The sequence below is a fragment of the Bacillus sp. B25(2016b) genome, from assembly GCF_001679765.1.
GTDB lineage: Bacteria > Bacillota > Bacilli > Bacillales > Bacillaceae_G > Bacillus_A > Bacillus_A thuringiensis_K.
The window spans coordinates 36,237-54,325 of the sequence record NZ_CP016285.1 but is presented as its reverse complement, the minus strand read 5'-3'; the positions used below and the strand labels follow the sequence as shown (position 1 = coordinate 54,325).

Here is an 18,089-nt window from a genome sequence, read left to right as displayed (position 1 = left end):
GTATTTATTCACCTTTCTCATGCTGTAAATTTGCATTACGTTCATATAACATATACAAACCTTTTAACGTTAAAAACGGATCTACAATATCAATTACATTCGATTCTTCGGAAATTAATTTTGCCAATCCACCTGTTGCAATAACTTTAGGTTCTTGTCTAGCTTCTTCTTTCATACGCTTAACAATACCTTCCACTTGTCCAACATAACCATAAAGAATACCAGATTGCATCGCACTTACTGTATTTTTCCCAACAACACTGCTTGGTTTTGTAATTTCGATACGAGGAAGTTTTGCTGCTCTGCTATATAAAGCCTCTGCTGAAATCATAATTCCTGGTGTAATAACTCCACCCATATAATGCTTTTCTTCGTTAATATAACAATATGTAGTAGCCGTACCAAAATCAACGATAATAAGCGGACTTCCATATAAGTGGATTCCTGCTACTGCATTTACAATTCGGTCTGCGCCTACTTCACGCGGATTTTCATATTTAATATTTAGTCCTGTTTTTATCCCAGGCCCTACTACAAGCGGTTTAATTTTAAAATATTTTTCACACATGCGCTCTAAAGCAAACATAATTGGTGGTACAACTGAAGACACAATAATACCTTTCACATCTTCAAACGAAAGACCCTCATGCTCAAGCAATTGCTTTACAAGCATTCCATATTCATCTTCTGTCTTATGTCGATCTGTTTCCATGCGCCAATGCTGACGAAGTTCCCCCTCTTCAAACACACCTAGTACAGCATTTGTGTTCCCTACATCCAATACAAAAATCATATTCTCACCACTTATCTTATTTAATCTATATTTGTGCAGTATGTATAAAACTTATAAAAACATCATATCACACATACTTATATAATCAGCTTTCCTATCCTCATCATTTTACAAAAAGATTGCTCTCTATTTCAATTTTTAATACTAGTTTTACTTAAATTACTTTATCCACTAAGTTCTCAATAGTAATTAACAAAGGTTTTAACAAACAAAAAAGGAGTGACGATAGTCACTCCTTCTTTTCTTACTTATCTTCTTTATCTTCATCGTCTTTCTTCATGTTGATGTTTACTTTCACATCATCTGAAGATGTTGGACGTTCTGGCAATCTGCCGTAATCACATAAATGATTGATTTGCTCTGCATCTAACGTTTCTACTTCAAGTAACGTTTGCGCGATAATATCTAGTTTATCACGGTTTTCAGTAAGAATTTGTTTTGCACGAGCATAACATTCTTTCATAATTGATTGCATTTCCATATCGATTTCATGTGCAATCGCATCACTATAGTTTTGTTCTGAGTGGAAGTCTCTTCCTAAGAACACTTGACCACCTTGCGAGCCACCAAATTGCATCGGTCCAAGTTTGTCACTCATACCAAATTCCGTAACCATGCGTCTTGCAATACCAGTCGCACGTTGGAAGTCATTATGAGCACCTGTACTCACTTCACCAAATACAATCTCCTCAGCTACTCGGCCACCAAGTAAACCAGTGATTTTATCAAGTAACTCTGGCTTTGTCATGAAGTAACGATCTTCTTTCGGAAGCATTACCGCATATCCACCAGCCTGACCACGAGGGACAATTGTTACTTTATGAACGACATCAGCTTCATCGAGAACAACACCAATTACAGTATGACCTGCTTCATGGAAAGCAACGATATTACGTTCTTTTTCAGAGATAACACGACTTTTCTTAGCTGGACCTGCAATAACACGATCCGTCGCTTCATCGATATCACTCATATCAATTTTCTTCTTATCTTGACGTGCAGCTACTAAAGCAGCTTCGTTTAATAAGTTTTCAAGATCCGCACCAGAGAATCCTGGTGTACGAGTCGCAATCGCTCTTAAATTAATATGCTCATCAAGTGGTTTATTACGCGCATGTACTTTCAATACAGCTTCACGGCCATTTACATCTGGACGATCTACTGTAATTTGACGGTCAAAACGACCTGGACGTAATAACGCTGGGTCAAGAATGTCTGGACGGTTTGTCGCAGCAACGATAATAATACCTTCGTTTGCACCGAATCCATCCATTTCAACAAGTAATTGGTTCAATGTTTGCTCACGCTCATCATGACCACCACCAAGACCTGCGCCACGTTGACGACCTACTGCATCAATTTCATCAATGAAAATGATACAAGGAGCATTTTTCTTTGCATTTTCAAATAAATCACGTACACGTGATGCACCGACACCGACAAACATCTCTACGAAGTCAGAACCACTGATAGAGAAGAATGGAACGCCAGCCTCACCTGCAACAGCACGCGCTAATAAAGTTTTACCTGTACCTGGAGGTCCAACTAATAGGACACCCTTTGGAATACGAGCACCAACTTCAGAGAACTTACGAGGGTCTTTCAAGAATTCAACTACCTCAACAAGTTCTTGTTTCTCTTCATCCGCTCCAGCAACATCTCTGAAACGAACTTTTTTCTTTTCATCATTATATAACTTCGCCTTACTTTTCCCGAAGTTCATAACACGGCTACCGCCGCCTTGAGCTTGGTTTAATAAGAAGAAGAATAAAATGAAGATGATGACAAATGGAATGATTGAAGTAAAGAATGTTACCCAAGCACTTGTTTCTTCTGCTGGTTGATACTTAACTTCGGCACCTTTCGCTTTATCATTAATTTTCTTTTGTAATTCCTCAGTATTTGGTGCATAAGTAACAAATTGTTCTCCTTGGCTAGAGTTATTAAATTGTCCTTTTACCTCAAATACACCATTTTTCGGTTGAAGTTGCACATTACGCACTTCACCGCTTTCTAGTTTAGTAATGAATTTGTCGTAGCTAACTGATGTCGTTTTTTGTGTCGAACCATTAAAATAGCTCACGATTCCAATTACTACTAAGAATATCAGTAAATAAAAGATGGTATTACGGAAGATACGATTCATTCCTAACCTCCTCTCACGGCATAAACACTATAGTAAATCGTAACATAGAAAAACTTTCCTATACAATTGTGAAGCCTATATTTAATTAATTTGAGTAAACGCTTGGTTTTAATACGCCTACATAAGGAAGATTACGGTACTGCTCTTTATAATCTAATCCATATCCTACTACAAATTCATGTGGAACAGTAAATCCAACATAATCCGCTTTCAGATCAACCTTACGGCCTGTTGGCTTATCTAATAATGTAACAATTTTTACAGACTTCGCTTTACGATATTTGAATAAGTCTACTAAGTAGCTTAGTGTAAGACCACTATCAATAATATCTTCGACGATTAAAATATCGCGACCTTCTACAGAAGTGTCAAGATCTTTTAAAATTTTCACTTCGCCTGTTGAAACTGTAGAGTGACCGTAACTAGATACAGCCATAAAATCCATTTCAAGATATGTATCTGTTCTCTTTAATAAATCTGCCATGAATGGCATTGCGCCTTTTAATACACCAATTGCAAGAGGTACTGTGTTTTTATAATCCTCTGCAACAATTGCACCTAGTTCGCGCACCTTTTCTTGTATTTGCTCTTCAGAAATTAATACTTTTTCGATATCTTGATTCATCATTTCATTATCCTCCCGGAAGACTCCTTGCTTTTGTAGTGAATAATCATATATTTATCCTTCTTTGCCATCTCTTTCGAAATTGCAAATGCAGATCGCTTCAACAAGGGTACCCAAATAATGGTCCCACTTGCATCACAAACGACCGGCCATTCTTCTCTTTTTTCTTTCGGTACTTTTGCTTCGATAAAAATAGCTTTTATCTTTTTCGTGCCATTCATACCTTGTATTGACATGCGATCTCCATTTTCCCTAGAACGAATACGAAGTGGATATGATATATCATTATACTTAGCAACAAATACTGTTTCATTCATGTTACTTGGTATATCTTCGCTCACCTCTGTTACAAATTCATCCCCGTTCAATAGCGTAATGGTCCCGGGTACTGATAAATCTTGTAAAAAAGGAGAAACAATTTCTTGTTTAAATCTAAAGCTACACTCCTCGTATGTACGAACAATTTTCAAATCACCCGGAAAATCAAGTGAACCTGAAGGTTGTGTCCGCTTAAAAAACTCAATCACCTTGTCAATATGTATGGAAGAAAGAGAAGATGGAATCTTATATTCATAAAGATAGTTTAATATTAGTTGAATCCCTCTTCTTTGTAAAGGCATAGACATGGATTCAAAGGCAGGAATTGATAAGCTAATTTGTTTATCACTTTTTTTTGTAATTACTTTATTCATTTTCTCAAAAGCTAATTCCTGCAAATAAGCCTCATCCTCTTGCATCTGCACGCTAAATTTTTGGAATTTCTCATGCACTTGTGGATTTTCTTCTTTCAAATGAGGAAGAACATATTTACGTAATCGATTCCTTGTATATACTTCCTTTTTATTACTCGGATCTATACGTGGCATTAAATTTAGCTTATTACAGTAATCAACAATTTCTTCCTTTGTTACGCCAAGTAACGGCCTAATTAAATATCCATTATGAAAAGGACGCTTCACTGCAATTCCTGCATATCCTTTCGGAGTACTCCCTCTTACGAGACGCATTAAAATTGTCTCGACTTGATCATCTCCATGATGTCCAAGAGCAACATATCTTGCATCATATTTCTTCATTATTCTTTCCAAAAATGCATATCTGCATTCTCTAGCAGCAACCTGTGCATTCATTCCGTATTGCTGTTGATATTGTGATACATTAATCCTTATCGTTTCACAAATAATTCCCAGTTCTTCACAAAGGCCCTGCACAAATTGTAAATCCTCATAAGATTCATCACCTCTAAACATATGATCCACATGAGCAACTACAATTTTCAACTGTTTTTCCGCTCTTTTTTCTAATAAATAATATAAAAGCGCTAACGAGTCAGGACCACCAGAAACTCCCACAACAATTGTTGAATCATTCTTTAATACATCATGCTGCTTTACAAAGTCATCTACTTTTTCAACAAATGTATCTTTCAACTTCGCAATCACCTTTCATTAAACAAGAACAGCAACCTTAGTCGCCTTGTCTACAATGGTACAACTTTTACAAACATTGTGCAAAAAAAAGATATACAAAAATTACATTTTTATCTTACATCCTCCGTGTATATTCACAAAATTAATAACATTACCTTTTTCCACAAAAAAACCTAGGTATACACCTAGGTTTTTAAAATCAAATTATAGATAAACATTCCACTACATTTTACTGCGCCTGCATTCCTACAATCGGAATCGTAGCCCACTTGGGCATATTTTTCTTCACTTTTGCCACTACAATAGTCATATCATCATTTATATAACCGTCACAAGAGCGAATCACTTCTTCCATAATGATATCAGCAATTTCTTGCGGGTCTTCGGTTTGCAATTCTTTAATTTTTCGTTTCATCCACAATTCATGATTCTCCACATGCTGCGCTCCTTCAAAAATCCCATCGCTCATCATAATAAGAATATCGCCCGTTTTTAATTGTTCACCCACCACATCAACTTCAACATCTTCGATGATTCCCATCGGTAAATTACTTGCTTCAATTTTCAAAATATTATTTGCACGTTTAACAAAACTCGGCGTCGATCCAATCTTTAAAAACCTTGCACTCGCATCCCGCAAATCTACCATAGCTAAATCTAATGTCGTAAACATTTCTTCTGTCGTTCTCAAAGAAAGAATTGAATTGATAGACTTAATTGCTATTTCTTCATCAATGCCTGATTGGAGTATTTTTTGTAATAATTTCACCGTTTCCTTACTTTCCATATGAGCTCTTTGCCCATTACCCATACCATCACTAATTGCAAGTGCATATTTACCAACACTTAAATCCATCATCGCATAAGAGTCACCCGAAACAAATCCACCGCCTTTTGCAGCTGTAGCCAATCCTGTATCAAGAGAATACGTCTTTGCCGAACCAAATGATATTAAACTATGGCCATTTGGATAAGAAGACTTTTCTTCATGTTTAACGACAATATTTTCTTTAAGGATATCCGAAAGCATCGGTGCAACTAATTTTTCACACTCACCATGTTCATTAGATGCAACTGGAATTAACATTTCAATATCAATACTTCCTCTATCTAAACAATAAATATCAACATGCTCTACTTCGACACCAAAATCACGGAACGCTTGCATAATCTGTTCTTCCTGCACTTGATGATTTTCACGCTCTCGTTGTATCTCCTTAGCAAAATCCTCCATAACCTTTGATACACCTAATAGTTGCTCGGCTACTATTCTACGATTTTCCTTCATTTGTTTTCGTAATTTTTGACCCTCATAGAAGTGATCTAATTCACCTGCTACTAAATCCGTCACTTTTTTCCCTCTCACACAATGCTTGTCCCACTCACGAACTAATTTACGATTATGTTGCAGGGTTCCTTCTTCCGTTTCATTCATTATTTGTTTCATATAATCGTACGTTTTATCAAAATTCACTACCCAGCATTGATCCTTTTTAAAGCATGTTTGACATGTTTTCGCAGTAATTGTACTCAAAAACAAATCTGCTTCTGTCTCTTTATCTTCTTCCTCTACATACCCATATACAGAAAAGCTATTAGATAAAGCAGCAAATACATTTGCAAATTGGTTGATTTTATTTGCTGTAACATCACGCATCCTTCTTAAATATTGTTGTTGATCTTGCGAATGCTCTTGTGTACCTGGCATAAATTTAGCAATACGATCCAAAACAAGCTGCGGTGTTAATAAGAAGATAACAATCGCTACACCTGACTCAATTAAAGTTGTTACAATATTTGTCTGTTTGTCTACATATAATGTAATTAAGCTTGTCCCAATTAATAAACCTAAACTAACACCTAAACGCTTCCCTTCTTTTAACAATCCACCAAGCAATCCAGAAAAAGCAAGAAGGCTAAGCTGAGACAAGCTAGACACATTTGCTAAACTTAATATTAGTCCTGTTACAACCCCCACTGTAGATCCTGTGGCAGCACCCGCAATAAATGCAAATACTAGCACTAAATACCTTGTAAAAATATGTTGAATAGAAGCATCATATACAAACCAATCTGTTGTACCTGTTAAAACAGATGCTAGTAATATAATCAAACAAACAATTTCTTCCGTCTCTAATGCCTGTTGTTTTCCTTTCCTTTCCACTAAAAGCGGGACACTTTGTAAAAATATCATAGTTAATACGAAACTAAGTCCAGCCTCGATAGTACTAACGAGTAAATCGTACATGGTGACAGTTTGTTGCGCAAAATATACAACAACTAAGTGTGCTGTTAATGCGGAGATAAATACTTGAAATGGAACAAGTCCAACAGTTTTACGTGTAAATCGACTAAAGAAGATATTATAAATGAAGAAGGTAAAGATGGATGCAAAGGTAAAAAACAAATTATCTATCGATACTGAAAGAGCTCCTCCCATTAGAGCTAAAAATGCTAGCGGCATCTTATCCCGCTTCATAACATAAACAGCAGCAAAAAATGGCAGTGCAAACGGTAAAATATTTGTTAATATATATGCTCGTCCCAAAAGAAAACCAATAACAACAATAATAAATCCCCATCTAAAGAAAACTTGCTCAAATTTCATTCGCAACTTACTCGTCCACTTTATTCCTCCAAGCTGACTCTCATTCATTGCCAATGCACTTGTATTCATAGTATTCCTTCCTGCTTTAGGCATATTTTTAACACCACCTGCATAGTTTAATTACTGTCATTATAAAAGACGATTGTTGGTTTTTTTGTCAAAACAACAGTTTTCACTTTTATAATCGTTCGACTTTTTATTCGAAATAACTCTACAGATATACACGGTATGTAAGTTATTTTTGATATTTTAATTAAATATTCAGAAAATATAGGGTGATTTTGTAGAAGTGTTGTATATCTTAATTTATTTAACAAAAAAAGATCATGCAAATTTGCATGATCTTTTTTGATGACCCGTACGGGATTCGAACCCGTGTTACCGCCGTGAAAGGGCGGTGTCTTAACCACTTGACCAACGGGCCGTTAAATTAAATATAGCGGCGGAGGGGATCGAACCCCCGACCTCACGGGTATGAACCGTACGCTCTAGCCAGCTGAGCTACACCGCCATGTCGTCTTATTTAACGGACAATTAGTATCTTACATCAGATACTAATTAAAGTCAACACATCTCAAAAACTTTTTTAAAAATATATTTTTACATATAAAAAAGCACCCTGAGCCATCACCCTGGGTACCTCTCTATATGTTAAAAACTAAACGTTCTTATTATCCGCGACGCGCGCCACGGCCACCACGTTTAGACTCTGTGTTACGCTTTAAAGAAGTTAAGCGATCTTCGCTATCTTTTAAGAAGCGTGCCATCTTTTGCTCAAATGTTTCTTTCGGAGCTCGGTCGTTACCGCCACCGCGATTATCTCTGTTGAAAGAGCGATTATTACGTTGTGGACGTCCAGAACGTTGTTGATCACCACCGCGTTGGTATTCACCGCGTGGACGATCTCCTTCTGTTTTTTCACGTTCTTTCGCTTTTTTGATAGATAAACCAATCTTTCCATCTTTTTCAACATTAATAACTTTTACTTCTACTTGGTCGCCCACTTTTAAGTGATCGTTAATATCTTTTACATAGTTATCAGCAACTTCACTAATATGAACAAGACCCGTTAAGCCCTCTGGCAGCTCCACAAAAGCCCCAAAATTTGTAATACCTGTTACTTTACCCTGTAACTTGCTGCCTACCTCGATTGACATAAAAAAAATGCTCCTCCTTAGTGGTTAAAAAGTCAAATTTTACTTTATTATATATAATCCTAAAATATAGTGTCAATAAGACATACTCTACTTAGAAACAGGAAAAATTATCTCCCCTTTACCAGAGAAGAAATAATCCCTTCTAGCAATCTTTAATACGTACTCTTCATCATTTAACTTTTGAACTTCGTCTTTTAGACTTTTTTCTTTATTCGTTAATGAATCCAGTTCTTTTTTCATGTCCTTAACTTTTGCTTCTTTTGCTTTAATGGAACTGTTTTGTTGATAAAACGTTACACTAATACTCGCAATAATTGTAAAAGTAAAGACAAGAAAAACCGCTAAACGGCGATAAAGTCGCTTCCTGTTCTCATCCGTTTGTATTATATGCTCTTTAACAGGATTTGGACTCTGTTTTTCGATTGTTCTTTGTCTCAGTTCCCTCATTTCCGAGGTCCCCCTAACTTCTTTTTTATACGCTCCCATAATTGGAAGATATGTCCCTTCAATTTTGCTATATATTGCAGGAACCCTATATGTTTCACTATAAAAAGTTTAACACGATTAGGGAGAAGTTTCCATATGAGCGAAGCAATAAATCGAACAGGCCAGAAAAAAACTTTCCATATGAAAAGTAATATCCAAATCACCATTTTCCATAACACATGTCCAATTGAAAGCAGTATACGAAATAAGAATAATATAAATGCAATAAATAGCTGCGCTATAATAATAACAGGTTTTATCATGAGTAGCTGTATAATTCGAACAAAAAAATATGTTGTTTGCATAAAAATATAGATGAGAAAATTTAACAGCTTCATGTATAGTGCCTTCAGTAAGCTTTGATATGCCGCAAAACCACATAATAATGCCAAAAACACATATATACGTAGCTCAGCTTCATTTACGAGAAGCAATACATAAAAGACGAATAATGCTTGGACAATCCAAAATAATATATCATGTATAAATACAAGCCAACGTTTACGTTCTTGGCGCTTTAAAAAACGTTGATATGTATCTAAAGACGCTCCAATCCAAGCACCCATTCCAATCATTGAAAGCATTGTATACAACTGAATTGTTAAGCTCATTTAAACAACTTACTAAAGAAACCTTTAGTTTTTTCCCCTTGATTTTCATCAATATACAGCATCTCATTAACTTTCCCTTTAATCGACACAATACCTTTTTCCACATCTAAATTTTTCATTTGTAAATTTTGACCACGAATCGTTAAAAAACCCATTACGGTCTCTAGTAAAAACTCTTCGCTATCAAAACTCTCTACCTGCTTTACACCGGTAATATCAATTATACGCCTGCCACGCATAATAATGTCATGCTCTACAGAAACATTTTGTTGATTAGAAGACGTAGGTGAGTAACCATTATTCACGTAAATCCCCCCATAGGTTTTTACTAGCTAATAGTAATGTATGAGGGGATAAATGATTTTAGAACAAGCCTTCTTCCGCTTTTACTTTTTCTTCACGAACTAAGCTATACATATTTGCTGCATCTTCTTTTTTAGTTGTTTCTTTTAATTCATTTATTTTCACAGTCACTATTTTTTGACCAAAACGAATTGTTAATTCGTCAGCTACTTTCACATCAGAACTCGCTTTTGCCACCTGACCATTAATAGATATTCTTCCTTGATCAGCTACTTCTTTCGCTAATGTTCTTCTTTTAATTAAACGTGATACTTTTAAAAACTTATCTAGACGCATATCAAATCCCCCTATTAACGCTCTGTCTGTTTCGCTTCTTCCCATAAAACATCTAACTGTTCTAATGATAAATCTTTCATCTCTTTATTCATTTCAGCTACTTTTGCCTCCATGTATAAAAAACGACCAGTGAATTTCTCATTAGTTGAACGTAACGCCTCTTCTGGATCTATTTTGTAATGACGAGCTATATTAACAAACGCAAAGAGTAAATCACCAAACTCACCTAGCATCTTTTCCTCATCCATATTTGTAACTTCTTGTTGGAACTCTTGCCATTCTTCCAAGGCTTTCTCTATCATCGGTTGCACATCAACCCAATCAAATCCAACCTTACCAGCTTTCTTCTGAATTTCATAGGCGCGTAGTAACTGCGGCAAACTTTTTGGAACGCCATTTAAAACAGATTCTTTCACGAATCCTTTTTCTTGTTTTTTAATCTCTTCCCAATTTGCAATCACTTCATCAGCGCTGTTTACATCCGTATTTCCAAACACATGCGGATGGCGACGAACCATTTTCTCAGATAGAGTTCGAATGATATCATCTATAGAGAACCAACCTTCATCTTCTCCGATTTGAGCATGAAGCATAACTTGTAATAATATATCACCTAATTCTTCTACTAAGTGATCATCATCCTCTTCATCGATTGCTTCCAACACTTCATAAGCTTCCTCAATTAAATATTTCTTTAATGATTGATGTGTTTGCTTTTTATCCCACGGACAACCATTTGGACCACGAAGTTCCGCAATAATTTCTCTAAGAACATCAAACTGTTGATACAAGGACGCACGCTCCTGAACTGGCGGCACGTACACACTCGTTAAATTATTCAATTCCGTTTCATGATCTAACATGTACAACGGTACCTTCTTTACTTGTTCAAATGAAGTTCCTGCAGCTGTTACGATATACACTTCATAATCATCTGGTAACATCTCCATTAATGTTAATTTCACATCAGATGCAACGAATGCATCATATACTTGGCAAAAGATTAAATGTTGACGCAGTTCTAATTGCCCTCTTTCAAATGATGTAGCATCAAGTAATTGGAATCCTTCAATCGGATCAATCTTTAGACTTGCAAACATAGGATCAAGGAAACTTTGTCCACCCTCAATTCGCACTTCAACATTTGAAACTTCTCCTTTTTCCAACAGTAGCTGAACTGTTCTTTCTGCTACAAGTGGATGCCCGGGAACAGCATAGATAATTTCTGTACCTTCAGCTTGTTCTAGCAATTTATTCGCAATTGTTTCATATACAATTTCAAACGTATCATGTGCTTCATATACAGCATCAAAAGACGTATATTGTACGCCTTCTTTCTCCAATTCTTCTATAACTGGATGTTCTTTCGTTCTAACAAACAGGTGGTCTGCTTCTTTTATTTTTCGATATACACCCATCGTTAGCTGATCTAATTCACCAGCTCCTAAACCTAAAATAGTAATGATTCCACTCACAACCAGTCACCTCTATCCACTCTTCTTCAATGAACCTTCTTTTTCCTCTTGTTTCATAACGGTTCCTAATTCTTTTTTTGTAAATACACGTAATTTCAAAATAAAAAACATATATGTCAATCCGCCGATGGCTACACCTAACAACGCTTCAAGCGTCGCGCTTCCTCTATGTTCCGTATTAATTACTAATCCAGACATATGTAACACACGTGTGAACATCATTAATACAAATCCCATACAAATGCCACTAATTACTATCCCTAACATATTTCGCTTATTGATAAGTGCCCCTGATACAGCTCTCGTAAGCAACAAACTATTTAGTCCAGAGATTATAATTAACGCACATAAAGTCGCAAAGGCTGCACCTTTCACACCAAAATAAGGCATGAATATATAATTTAACGCTAACTTTAAGCAACCTCCAAATACAACAAATAATGCTGGCTTAAACGTTTGCCCTAATCCTTGTAAAATAGAAGCTGTCGTAATTGACAATGAACTAAATAAAATAGATAACGATAAAATAGATAAAACATCTGATCCATCACTGTTTTCAAACAACATAATATTGGTAGGTTGAATAATACAAGTTAGTCCAATAGCTGCTGCAAGTCCAATAACAAATGTTATTTTCATTGCTAACTTTACCTTTTCTTGAATAAAGGAAAGATCTCCTCTTTCCTTCGCCGCTGTAATAATCGGAATAAGTGACAACGAGAAAGAAGTCGTCACAACAGTACCTAATTGCATTAGCGGAATACTTCTATCATAAACACCCTTTAATACCTTTGCATTTTCAGCCTGTTCTCCAGCACCAATAAGTAAGCTGTAAAAGGACACTGAATCAGCCATCTGTATAAAAATAAGCACTAAATTACTAACACAAATCGCTAACCCCTGCCAAAAAAGGATTTTAACTATCTTCCTTTTACCCTTAATTCTCGCTGCACTTTTGAAAAATATAGAACGAAAATCTTGACGCATATACAATATAAGTACAATAATCCCAATAAGTCCACCCGCAATTGAGCCTAACATAGCCCCTGCACCAACTGTATATAAATCAAATCCGTGAGCAATTAGGAATAGCGATAAAAATACAATAATAGAAACTCGAATTGTTTGTTCTATTACTTGCGAAACAGCCGTTGGCATCATATTATTAAATCCTTGAAAATACCCTCTTGCTACAGACAAAAATGGCATCAATAAGAATGAAAATGAAATAACACGTAGTAACTTATCTAAGTGTATATCGCCCATAGCTACCGCAATTGTTTCAGCCCCAAAAAACAATGTAAAGAAGCCTATAAAACCAATTCCTAATAAGAACCAAAAAGATACACAAATAATTTCTTCTGCTTCTTTTTGTTTTCCCCGCTCTAGTCGTTCTGCAACCATTTTCGAAATGATAACAGGAAATCCATAAGTAGCTAAAATTAAACAAAATCCATAAAACGGGTAAATTTGTTGGTAAATATAAAACCCAATATCCCCCGCTATATTTTGATATGGAATACGGTAAAAAGCGCTTAATACTTTTGTAACAAAACTTGCAATCGTTAATATAATAGCCCCACGCCAAAAGGCTTGATACTTCTTCGCTTCCATACAAGAAAACTCCTTTTTCTATTCTCACCTCTCGTATTATATCATAAAGAAAAGAACAAACTCCCTTACCAACACGGGTAATAATGAGTTCCTACACGTTAAAAATATTCAACGAAAAAAGGTAGCAAAGTGCTACCTTCATTCAATATACATATATCTCCAAATAATTGATTTCTCAAAAAGAAAGATCATAATTAGGAAAGATTGCTACTTCTAAAATCAATATACCCTTACTGTTCCATTTGTTTCGCTAAGAAACTGGCAGCAGTATTAACCGCTTTATGCTCGATCTCGCTTATAATAGCTTCTTTTGAAAAAATAATGACGGCTCCAATCGGATCTCCGTTTGCAACAATTGGTCCAACTGTATAAGAATGAACCTTTTCTGTTACACCATCAATAATGGAAATATCACTTTCATCCGTCATAATAACAGACTTTCGTTCTTCCATCGTTTTTTCAATTAAATCGCCAACACTTTTATTTAAGTATTCTTTTTTCGATACGCCTGATACTGCGATGATAGAATCTCGATCACACACAAGCACATTATGTCCTAAGCTGTCATATAAAGCATCAGCATATTCTTTTGCAAAATCACCTAGCTCACTAATTGGAGAATACTTCTTTAAAATTACCTCTCCATCGCGATCAACAAATATTTCTAGTGGGTCTCCTTCTCGAATACGTAAAGTTCTACGAATTTCCTTCGGGATTACGACCCTGCCTAAATCATCAATTCGACGTACGATTCCAGTTGCTTTCATTCTAATGCTGCCTCACTTTCTACTGATGATCAAAGTGGTGAATTTACCTGTTCATGTAAAAATCACCAACTGTTAGATATAGTATTTTACACATTAGTTCTTCTATGCACGTCGAATTGTATTTTTTTATCTTATTTTAGGCATTTATTACTTCTTTTTTTACATCTGGTAAGCCTTTTAATAAATTTTCAGCAATTGTTAACCACTTCGATGTCTCTAAGCCATTTGTTTTCATAACAATTTTCAATTGTGATCCTTCCATTCCTAAACCGATCATACGTCCAAAACTATTTCCGAGCATGAATAATTTTCCACCATCAATATTTTGACTTGCTTGTTCAGAAAACAGAAATGTTACTTCAAATTTATTCTGCTTAATTAATTCAATTTGTTCTTTCATTGCCAACACTTTAATATTTGCAATTTGTAATAAATAACCAACTTCTTGTGGATAATCGCCAAATCTGTCGATCATTTCTTCCTGCAATTCTTCAATATCCTCAATTGCAGAAACACCTCTAAATTGTTTATACATCATAATTTTTTGCTTACTATCTGAAATATAAGCATCTGGTAAGTATGCATCTACCTCTAAGTCAATTTCAACATTAACTATATTTTCAGCCCCATCTGTTCCTCTACGCTGTTCAATTGCATCTTTTAACATTTGAGAATATAGATCAAATCCGACAGAATCAATAAATCCATGCTGTTCTGCCCCTAACAAATTACCTGCTCCACGAATAGATAAATCTCTCATCGCAATTTTGAAACCAGATCCAAGTTCCGTGAACTCTTTAATTGCTTGTAGACGCTTCTCTGCAACCTCTGACAGCACTTTGTCACGTTTATATGCAAAGTATGCATATGCAACACGATTAGAACGTCCAACACGCCCACGAAGCTGATACAACTGTGATAATCCCATACGATCTGCATCAAATACAATTAACGTATTTACATTCGGAATATCTACACCCGTCTCAATAATTGTTGTACTTACAAGAACATCATGCTGTCCTTCTAAAAATGATAGCATAACAGACTCTAATTCGCTTTCGTTCATTTTCCCATGTGCGTACGTTACGCGGGCATCTGGAACTAACATCGAAATTTCATCTGCTTTTCTTTCAATATCCTCTACACGGTTATATAGGAAGTAAACTTGACCACCTCTTGCAAGCTCTCGCTCTATCGCCTCTCGCATTAACGCTGGATTATACTCGACTACATACGTTTGGACTGGGAAACGATTTTCTGGTGGTGTCTCAATAACAGATAAGTCGCGCACACCAAGCATAGACATATGAAGCGTCCGCGGAATCGGAGTTGCCGTTAATGTTAATACGTCAACATTCGCCTTCAATTGTTTAATTTTTTCTTTATGTGTTACACCAAATCTTTGTTCTTCATCAATAATAAGAAGCCCTAAATCTTTATACGTAACATCTTTAGATAAAATACGATGTGTTCCGATTACAATATCTACTGTTCCATCCTTTAAGCCCTTAATTGTTTCATTTTGTTGTTTTCTCGTACGGAATCTACTTAATAAGCCTATATTGATCGGATAATCTTGAAAACGCTCTCGAATTGTTTCATAGTGTTGCTGCGCAAGAATCGTTGTCGGTACTAAAATTGCAACTTGTTTTTCATCCATAATTGCTTTAAATGCCGCACGAATAGCCACTTCAGTCTTTCCATACCCTACGTCACCACAAAGGAGCCTATCCATCGGGCGTCCGCGTTCCATATCTTTTTTAATCTCGTCAATAGAACGTAACTGATCCTCTGTCTCTTGATACGGGAAAGATGATTCGAACTCTTGTTGTTCTGCCGTATCTGGCGTATATGCATAGCCTTTTGAAGCTTCGCGCTCAGCATATAGTTTAATTAGGTCATCCGCAATGTCTTGTACAGATTTTTCAACTTTCGTTTTAACCTTCTTCCAATCATTACCACCTAATTTATAAACTTTCGGATCCTTACCTTCAGATCCTACATATTTTTGAACTTGATCAATTTGTTCAATTGGAACGTATAGCTTATCATTACCTTGATATTTAATATTTAAATAATCTTTATGAACACCATTAATCTCTAATGTCTCAATACCTAAAAATTTACCTATACCATGATTTACGTGAACTACATAATCTCCAACTTTTAATTCTGAATAACTTTTAATACGTTCAGCATTCGATAACTTTTGTTTACGTTGTGATTTTTTAACTTTCTTATGAAAAAGCTCCTTTTCAGTAATGACAACAAGCTTTTGCATCGGCATTTCAAATCCTGTATGTAAATCACCTACAGCAATCTGTAACCTTCCAGGCAATAAAATATCTGTACCTTCTACAATATCTGCCTCAATATCATAATCACTTAAAATATGTTGTAATTTTTTCACACGTTCATCATCTGTTCCAAGTACAACAGTCGTAAAATGCCCTTCATTCCATCTATCAATTTCTGTTTTTAACAAATTCATCTGTCCATGGAAATCTTGCATTGTTTTACATGTTACATTAACAATATTTTGCGGATGTGTGTGTGCGATATGACGCAAGAATAACGTTAAATATACAAAACTTCTTTTTTTATGATGAAGAAACCCCTCGAATGGGTGAGAGAAAGATAAATCTTGAATAATTGTTCCTTCACCAAGAAGTGATATATACCATTCCGCCTCTTCTGTTTCAAGATGTGATGCTGTCTCTTGAATACGGGAAATCTCATCTAAAATTACAACACCATCTTCTGGTAAATAATCTATCAGACTAGCAGGTTCTTTATAGAAAATAGATAAGTATTTAAACATCTGTTCTATACTTTGCCCGTTTTTCAACATCTCAATTTCATGACTTACCGTCTCAAGCACTTTAGTCTTTAGTTTATCATCAGAAAGTTTTTGCATCGTCTTAGTCAAGCCTTCTTCAAGATGCTGAATTCCTGATTTTAATTCTTCCTGTGAAAATAAAAACTCTGTTGCCGGACCAAACCTAACGCTTTCTTTTTTACCTTGAGAACGCTGTTCATCCACATCAAATAATCGAATAGAATCGACTTCTGTATCAAAGAATTCAATACGAAATGGTAGTTCTTCAGTTAAAGGATAAATATCTAATATTCCCCCACGCAAACTGAACTCTCCTGGAACTTCTACCATCGACTTACGTTCATAGCCAATATGATGTAAAGTATGCAAGAGCGCATCTAAATCAATCTCTTGCCCTAGATTGATTTCAACTTGCTTTTGCTTCCACAATTCTTTTATTGGTAAAAATCTACGCAATCCTGCCACTGGCGCTACAATGATTCCATTCTCTCCCGCAGCCAAGCGATTTAACACTTCTATACGTTGCGCCTTCAATTCTGGACTTGCAACTCCAATTTCCGATGCTATCAGTTCATTCACTGGATATAACCACACATCTTTTTCACCAAGTAACGCCACTAAATCTTCATGTACTTTTTGTGCTTGGTATAAGTTATGTGTCACGATTAATTGTGATTTTTTTGTTTTTTTATATAAAGCCGCCATTAATAATGAACGAGAAGACGTTGCCATCCCTGATATAAGTTGTTCTTTTAACCCATCTTCTAACCCATTAATAACCGATTGTATCTCTTCATTTTTATAAAATTGCTCTAATAAACCTATCATTTTTAAAACTCCTCTCAACATAAAGAGCAAGTCATTCTATTTTATGCAAATATTTTGGAAAAGGAAAACAG

General features: G+C 35.6%; 14 protein-coding genes and 2 tRNA genes. All 16 read right to left on the bottom strand.

What is annotated here, in order from left to right:
* Positions 1-4: 4 nt before the first annotated feature.
* Positions 5-793: a type III pantothenate kinase gene (locus BAQ53_RS00305; protein ID WP_000578368.1), complete on the bottom strand. Its 789-nt coding sequence runs from the start codon at positions 791-793 to the stop codon at positions 5-7.
* A gap of 244 nt (positions 794-1,037) precedes the next feature.
* Entirely contained in the window at positions 1,038-2,939 is a 1,902-nt protein-coding gene (gene ftsH / locus BAQ53_RS00300) for an ATP-dependent zinc metalloprotease FtsH (protein WP_163050746.1), read from the bottom strand.
* An 85-nt stretch (positions 2,940-3,024) separates the two neighbouring features.
* Positions 3,025-3,567 carry a hypoxanthine phosphoribosyltransferase gene (gene hpt / locus BAQ53_RS00295; protein WP_000981844.1) on the bottom strand — a complete coding sequence of 181 codons (543 nt, stop codon included), beginning with the start codon at positions 3,565-3,567 and terminating at the stop codon, positions 3,025-3,027.
* Positions 3,564-4,994: a tRNA lysidine(34) synthetase TilS gene (tilS, locus tag BAQ53_RS00290; protein WP_000655468.1), complete on the bottom strand. Its 1,431-nt coding sequence runs from the start codon at positions 4,992-4,994 to the stop codon at positions 3,564-3,566. The genes hpt and tilS overlap by 4 nt, the downstream gene beginning before the upstream one ends.
* 229 nt (positions 4,995-5,223) lie before the next feature.
* Positions 5,224-7,695: a stage II sporulation protein E gene (gene spoIIE / locus BAQ53_RS00285; protein WP_001123553.1), complete on the bottom strand. Its 2,472-nt coding sequence runs from the start codon at positions 7,693-7,695 to the stop codon at positions 5,224-5,226.
* A 259-nt stretch (positions 7,696-7,954) separates the two neighbouring features.
* Positions 7,955-8,026, bottom strand: a tRNA-Glu gene (locus tag BAQ53_RS00280).
* A gap of 13 nt (positions 8,027-8,039) precedes the next feature.
* Positions 8,040-8,113, bottom strand: a tRNA-Met gene (locus tag BAQ53_RS00275).
* A gap of 160 nt (positions 8,114-8,273) precedes the next feature.
* Positions 8,274-8,759 carry a S1 domain-containing RNA-binding protein gene (locus BAQ53_RS00270; protein ID WP_000021451.1) on the bottom strand — a complete coding sequence of 162 codons (486 nt, stop codon included), beginning with the start codon at positions 8,757-8,759 and terminating at the stop codon, positions 8,274-8,276.
* Between the two features lie 87 nt (positions 8,760-8,846).
* Positions 8,847-9,206 carry a cell division protein DivIC gene (divIC, locus tag BAQ53_RS00265; RefSeq protein WP_001208739.1) on the bottom strand — a complete coding sequence of 120 codons (360 nt, stop codon included), beginning with the start codon at positions 9,204-9,206 and terminating at the stop codon, positions 8,847-8,849.
* Positions 9,203-9,856 (bottom strand): spore cortex biosynthesis protein YabQ, encoded by a 654-nt coding sequence (yabQ, locus tag BAQ53_RS00260; RefSeq protein ID WP_000059773.1) that lies wholly within the window; start codon positions 9,854-9,856, stop codon positions 9,203-9,205. Before yabQ ends, divIC begins: the two co-directional genes overlap by 4 nt.
* Positions 9,853-10,161 carry a sporulation protein YabP gene (yabP, locus tag BAQ53_RS00255; protein WP_001059104.1) on the bottom strand — a complete coding sequence of 103 codons (309 nt, stop codon included), beginning with the start codon at positions 10,159-10,161 and terminating at the stop codon, positions 9,853-9,855. Before yabP ends, yabQ begins: the two co-directional genes overlap by 4 nt.
* Before the next feature lie 58 nt (positions 10,162-10,219).
* Positions 10,220-10,495, bottom strand: a complete 276-nt coding sequence (locus BAQ53_RS00250) for an RNA-binding S4 domain-containing protein (RefSeq protein ID WP_001234876.1) — start codon at positions 10,493-10,495, stop codon at positions 10,220-10,222.
* Positions 10,496-10,509: 14 nt separating this feature from the next.
* Positions 10,510-11,970, bottom strand: coding sequence for a bifunctional methyltransferase/pyrophosphohydrolase YabN (gene yabN, locus BAQ53_RS00245; RefSeq protein ID WP_000014239.1), 1,461 nt, complete (start codon positions 11,968-11,970; stop codon positions 10,510-10,512).
* Between the two features lie 12 nt (positions 11,971-11,982).
* A complete protein-coding gene (locus tag BAQ53_RS00240; protein WP_000387584.1) occupies positions 11,983-13,584 on the bottom strand; it encodes a putative polysaccharide biosynthesis protein in 1,602 nt (533 codons plus the stop codon).
* 230 nt (positions 13,585-13,814) lie between these two features.
* Complete coding sequence (gene spoVT / locus BAQ53_RS00235) at positions 13,815-14,351, bottom strand: stage V sporulation protein T (RefSeq protein ID WP_000648302.1); 537 nt, start codon at positions 14,349-14,351, stop codon at positions 13,815-13,817.
* A gap of 136 nt (positions 14,352-14,487) precedes the next feature.
* On the bottom strand, positions 14,488-18,018 hold the full coding sequence (mfd, locus tag BAQ53_RS00230; RefSeq protein WP_208906416.1) for a transcription-repair coupling factor: 3,531 nt from the start codon (positions 18,016-18,018) through the stop codon (positions 14,488-14,490).
* Between the last annotated feature and the right edge of the window lie 71 nt (positions 18,019-18,089).